Annotated in this window: 6 protein-coding genes; 4 read left to right on the forward strand and 2 right to left on the reverse strand. The window is 63.6% G+C overall.

Annotated features, from left to right (window positions below):
* Positions 1 to 443 (forward strand): outer membrane protein assembly factor BamE (gene bamE, locus B3E94_RS23830; protein WP_286915478.1); only part of this gene is annotated, 443 nt, incomplete at its 5' end.
* Between the two features lie 80 nt (positions 444 to 523).
* Here the strand turns inward: bamE and B3E94_RS23835 are convergent.
* A complete protein-coding gene (locus B3E94_RS23835) occupies positions 524 to 958 on the reverse strand; it encodes a type II toxin-antitoxin system RatA family toxin (RefSeq protein ID WP_176517375.1) in 435 nt (144 codons plus the stop codon).
* Positions 959 to 1,121: 163 nt separating this feature from the next.
* Between B3E94_RS23835 and smpB the strand changes: the two genes are divergently transcribed.
* The gene (gene smpB / locus B3E94_RS23840; RefSeq protein WP_016391772.1) at positions 1,122 to 1,604 is read left to right on the forward strand and encodes an SsrA-binding protein SmpB; all 483 of its coding nucleotides are present in this window, start codon (positions 1,122 to 1,124) and stop codon (positions 1,602 to 1,604) included.
* A gap of 106 nt (positions 1,605 to 1,710) precedes the next feature.
* Here smpB and B3E94_RS23845 read toward each other — a convergent pair whose 3' ends face one another.
* On the reverse strand, positions 1,711 to 2,478 hold the full coding sequence (locus B3E94_RS23845) for an FCD domain-containing protein (RefSeq protein ID WP_176517376.1): 768 nt from the start codon (positions 2,476 to 2,478) through the stop codon (positions 1,711 to 1,713).
* Positions 2,479 to 2,733: 255 nt separating this feature from the next.
* Between B3E94_RS23845 and B3E94_RS23850 the strand changes: the two genes are divergently transcribed.
* Positions 2,734 to 4,404 (forward strand): lactate permease LctP family transporter, encoded by a 1,671-nt coding sequence (locus B3E94_RS23850; RefSeq protein ID WP_176517377.1) that lies wholly within the window; start codon positions 2,734 to 2,736, stop codon positions 4,402 to 4,404.
* Between the two features lie 63 nt (positions 4,405 to 4,467).
* On the forward strand, positions 4,468 to 5,237 hold a 770-nt coding region (gene lldD / locus B3E94_RS23855), incomplete at its 3' end, for an FMN-dependent L-lactate dehydrogenase LldD (RefSeq protein ID WP_286915479.1).

A 5,237-nucleotide genomic window follows, 5' to 3' on the forward strand; every position in this document is an offset into this window, starting at 1 on the left:
ACATCCAGCAGGGCAATGTCGTTACGCAGGACATGATAGACCAATTGCGCCCGGGAATGACCCGCCGGCAAGTAAGGTTTATCATGGGCAACCCGCTCATTCAGGATACGTTCAACACCAACCGTTGGGACTACCTGTACAGTCTGCAGCCTGGTGGCGGCCAACGCCAGCAGGAACGCATGAGCATCTTCTTCAACGAGAGCGACCAACTGGTCAGCCTGTCCGGCGACTTCATGCCCGGCGTGAGCAAGGACCAGGAAATCCTCGGCGGCAGCAGCGACACCACGGTCAGCCCGGCCACCCAGCCCGCTCAGCCCGCGCCGCAGCCGGAAGAAAAACCTGCCAAGCCAGGTTCGGTGGAAGAATCCATCCAGCGCGAAATCGATACCATCGAGACCACGCCGGTCCCGACCCCAGCACCGCTGGAAACCTCGCCGCAGTAAATGCAGGCGACATGAAAAAGCCCGGACATGTCCGGGCTTTTTTGTGGGCGCCTATATAAGCGATAAGCGCTTGCGGCTAATCAGCCATTGAGCTGCTTGGCCCGCTGGCAGAAGGCATCCACCAGGGTATTGGCCGCCTGGTTGAACAGCGGCCCCAAGGTGGCGCGCACGATCGGCCCGGCATAGTCGAACGACAAGTCCAGGCTGATCTTGCAGGCCTTTTCACCCAGCGGTTTGAACACCCACAGGCCATGCAGCTGGGTAAACGGCCCTTCTTCCAGGTTCATCTCGATGGACTGCCCCGGCACCAGCACATTGCGCGTGACGAACTGCTGGCTCATGCCGCCCTTGGCCACCTCCAGCTTGGCCCGCATGTGCGTGTCGCTGGCTTCGATCACCGTCGAGGCCGAGCACCAAGGCAGGAATTTCGGGTAGCTGGCCACATCGTTGACCAGATCGTAGAGCGCCTGGGCAGGGTACGGCAGCAGGGCGGAGCGTTGAATATGGGTAGTCATCCAGGCGTCACTTCCAAGGCTGGGTGGCGGCGCTTCGCAGCGTGCCGAAAACAGGTTCTGTACGTATGACAGGGGCTGTATTGTCCGGTATTCACCGCAGTGGCTCAAGCTCACCTAAATCCCGTAGCCGACGACGCAGTGTCTTGCCTATAATGCCGCCCCTATGGCTAAGCAAAAGAAACATCCGACCGGGACCATCGCGCAGAACAAGAAAGCGCGACACGATTACTTCATCGAACACAAGTTCGAGGCCGGGCTGGTCCTGTCCGGCTGGGAAGTAAAAAGCCTGCGGGCCGGCAAGGCGCACCTGACCGACAGCTACGTGCTGCTCAAGGATGGCGAAGCCTGGCTGTTCGGCAGCCACATCACCCCGCTGACCGCCGCCAGCACCCACGTCATCGCCGACCCTACCCGCACCCGCAAGCTGCTGCTGAACAAGCGCGAGCTCGAGCGCGTGGAAGCGGCGGTGGCGCAGAAGGGCTACACCTGCGTGGCGCTGGCGCTGTACTGGAGCAAGCACCTGATCAAGTGCGAAATCGCGCTGGGCAAGGGCAAGAAGGAATTCGACAAGCGCGACACCATGCGCGAGCGCGATTCCAACCGCGAGCTGCAGCGTGCGGTGCGCAACAAGGGCAAGGAAGAGTAAGACTTCTTTAGCCTGCAGCGGCCCTATCGCCGGCAAGCCGGCTCCCACAGGGGACAGCACATGTCTTGCGTGGGAGCCGGCTTGCCGGCGATCAGGCCGGTAAAGCTCAACGCCCGCTGCGCCGTTCCGCCCGCGCCACCCGCTGCGCCTCGTCCTGCGCCTCTTCCAGCACCTCCTGCACATACAGAATGTGCCGGCTGGACACCTCCCGCGCATCCTCCGCCCTGCCCTCGACAATCGCCAGGTACAACTCGCGGTGCTGGCTGATCAGCATGTCGCGCGTTTCGCTACGCTGCTGGTACATGCCGCCAATGTTGGTCACCACGTTGCGCTTGAGCAGGTCGAACAAACCCCGAATGGTATGCAGCAGCACGGCATTGTGGCTCGCCTCGGCAATCGCCAGGTGGAAGCGCGCATCCGCCGCCCCCTCCTCTGCCCGCGTCACCTCATCGGCTCGCGCATAGCAATCCTGCAAGGTATCGAACGCCGCCTTGAGCCGCTCGCGATCCGGCTCGGTAGCCCGCTGGGCCGCGTAATAGGCGCAGGAAGCCTCCAGCGTATGGCGAAACTCCAGCAGGTCACGCTGCGCCTCGGCGCTGTGCTCGAGCAGCTGCAGCAGTGGGTCACTGAAGGTCGAGCCCAGCGACTCGGCCACATAGTTGCCGCCACCTTGGCGACTGACCAGCAAGCCCTTGGCCACCAGCTTCTGGATCGCCTCACGCAGTGACGGGCGCGACACACCGAACTGTTCGGCCAGGACGCGCTCGGCCGGCAGCCGCTGCCCGGAGGTCAGCGTGCCTTCGAGAATCATCCCTTCCAACCGATCGACGATATCGTCGGACAGGCGCCGTTGGCGGACCTGATCAAAAACCATCACATGCTCTCCACAAACCCCCGGCAGATTTCAGGGGGCGCCTATTCTCGCCGATCCGGCCGTCGCCAGCACCCATCAGCCAGTGATTTTCACTGGCGATCAGCTGCCCATTCATCGGCCCGCGAGCAAAGTTTTGCGCGGGACAAATTGACACACCGACGACAGCGCTTTTAACCTAGCGACCAGACATTGTAAATTGGTCTTACCAATTATCCAATGCCAGTGCTGACCAACAACAATTAGGGGTTACCCCATATGCAAACCTGGCAACAACTCTATTCGCCGCTTGGTAGTCTTGGCCTGTCCGCACTGGCGGCAGTCATCCCCATCGTTTTCTTCTTCCTGGCCCTGGCCGTGTTCCGCCTCAAAGGCCACGTTGCCGGCAGCATCACCCTTGGCCTGTCGATCCTGGTGGCGATCTTCGCCTTCCAGATGCCTGTCGACATGGCCCTCGCCGCCGCAGGTTACGGCTTCCTCTACGGCCTCTGGCCGATTGCCTGGATCATCGTTGCCGCGGTGTTCCTGTACAAACTCACGGTCAAGAGCGGCCAGTTCGAAGTGATCCGCAGCTCGGTGCTGTCGATCACCGACGACCAGCGCCTGCAGGTGCTGCTGATCGGCTTCTGCTTCGGCGCCTTCCTCGAAGGCGCGGCCGGTTTCGGCGCCCCAGTGGCGATCACCGCCGCCTTGCTCGTGGGCCTGGGCTTCAACCCGCTGTACGCCGCTGGCCTGTGCCTGATCGCCAACACCGCACCGGTTGCCTTCGGCGCCCTGGGCATCCCGATCATCGTGGCCGGCCAGGTCACCGGCATCGACGCCTTCCACATCGGCGCCATGACCGGCCGCCAGCTGCCGCTGCTGTCGCTGTTCGTGCCGTTCTGGCTGGTGTTCATGATGGACGGCCTGCGCGGCGTGAAGGAAACCTGGCCTGCCGCCCTGGTCGCCGGCCTGAGCTTCGCCGTGACCCAGTACTTCACCTCCAACTTCATCGGCCCGGAACTGCCGGACATCACCTCGGCCCTGGCCAGCCTGATCTGCCTGACCCTGTTCCTCAAAGTCTGGCAGCCCAAGCGCTCGTTCGCCGAAGCCAAAGGCAGCGTCGGCGCCGCCGTGGTACAGCCAAGCGGCAGCCAGCCGAGCCCGTACAGCTTCGGCGAAATCTTCAAGGCCTGGTCGCCGTTCCTGATCCTCACCGTGCTGGTCACCATCTGGACCCTGAAGCCGTTCAAGGCGGCCTTCGCCCCGGGCGGCGCGATGTACAACTTCGTGTTCAACTTCGCCATCCCGCACCTTGACCAGCTGGTGATCAAGACCGCGCCGATCGTCAGCGCGCCCACCGCCATGCCAGCGGTGTTCAAGCTCGACCCGATCTCCGCCACCGGCACCGCCATCTTCCTCTCCGCGCTGATTTCCATGGCGGTGCTGAAGATCAACTTCAAAACTGGTCTGACCACTTTCAAGGAAACCTTCTGGGAGCTGCGCTGGCCGATCCTGTCGATCGGCATGGTGCTGGCGTTCGCCTTCGTCACCAACTACTCGGGCATGTCCTCGACCATGGCCCTGGTCCTGGCCGGCACCGGCGCCGCGTTCCCGTTCTTCTCGCCGTTCCTTGGCTGGCTGGGCGTGTTCCTGACCGGCTCCGACACCTCGTCCAACGCCCTGTTCAGCTCGCTGCAGGCCACCACCGCACACCAGATCGGGGTCAACGACACCCTGCTGGTGGCCGCCAACACCAGCGGCGGCGTGACCGGCAAGATGATTTCGCCGCAGTCCATCGCCGTGGCCTGCGCTGCCACCGGCCTGGTCGGCAAGGAATCCGACCTGTTCCGCTTCACCGTCAAGCACAGCCTGTTCTTCGCCACCATCGTCGGCCTGATCACCCTGATCCAGGCGTATTGGCTGACCGGCATGCTGGTTCATCACTAAAGTGAAAGGGGCCGGGCGCCCGCGCGCGCCCGGCATCTCCCTCAACCCACGCTGCGAGAATCCATGATCATTTCCGCCTCCACCGACTATCGCGCCGCGGCCCAACGCAAGCTGCCCCCGTTCCTCTTCCACTACGCCGACGGCGGCGCCTACGCCGAGCACACCCTGCGCCACAACGTCTCGGACCTGGCCAGCATCGCCCTGCGCCAGCGCGTGCTGAAGAACATGTCCGAGCTCAGCCTTCAGACCCAGCTGTTCGACGAAACCCTGAGCATGCCCGTGGCCCTGGCCCCGGTCGGCCTCACCGGCATGTACGCCCGCCGTGGTGAAGTGCAGGCGGCGCGCGCCGCAGCGGCCCATGGCATTCCATTCACCATGTCGACCGTGTCGGTGTGCCCGATCGAAGAAGTCGCGCCTGCCATCGACCGGCCGATGTGGTTCCAGCTCTACGTGCTCAAGGACCGCGGCTTCATGCGCAATGCCCTGGAGCGCGCCAAGGCCGCCGGGGTGAAAACCCTGGTGTTCACCGTCGACATGCCGGTGCCCGGCGCCCGCTACCGCGACGCCCACTCCGGCATGAGCGGTGCCAACGGGCCGATGCGCCGCGTGCTGCAAGCCATGACCCACCCCGAATGGGCCTGGGACGTCGGCGTGATGGGCCGCCCGCACGACCTGGGCAACATATCCAAATACCGTGGCAACCCCACCGGGCTTGCCGACTACATCGGCTGGCTGGGCAACAACTTCGACCCGTCGATCTCGTGGAAGGACCTGGAGTGGATCCGCGAATTCTGGGACGGCCCGATGATCATCAAGGGCATCCTCGACGCCGA

Origin of the sequence: Pseudomonas sp. UBA6315, assembly GCF_002438125.1 — a bacterium.
GTDB lineage: Bacteria > Pseudomonadota > Gammaproteobacteria > Pseudomonadales > Pseudomonadaceae > Aquipseudomonas > Aquipseudomonas faucium.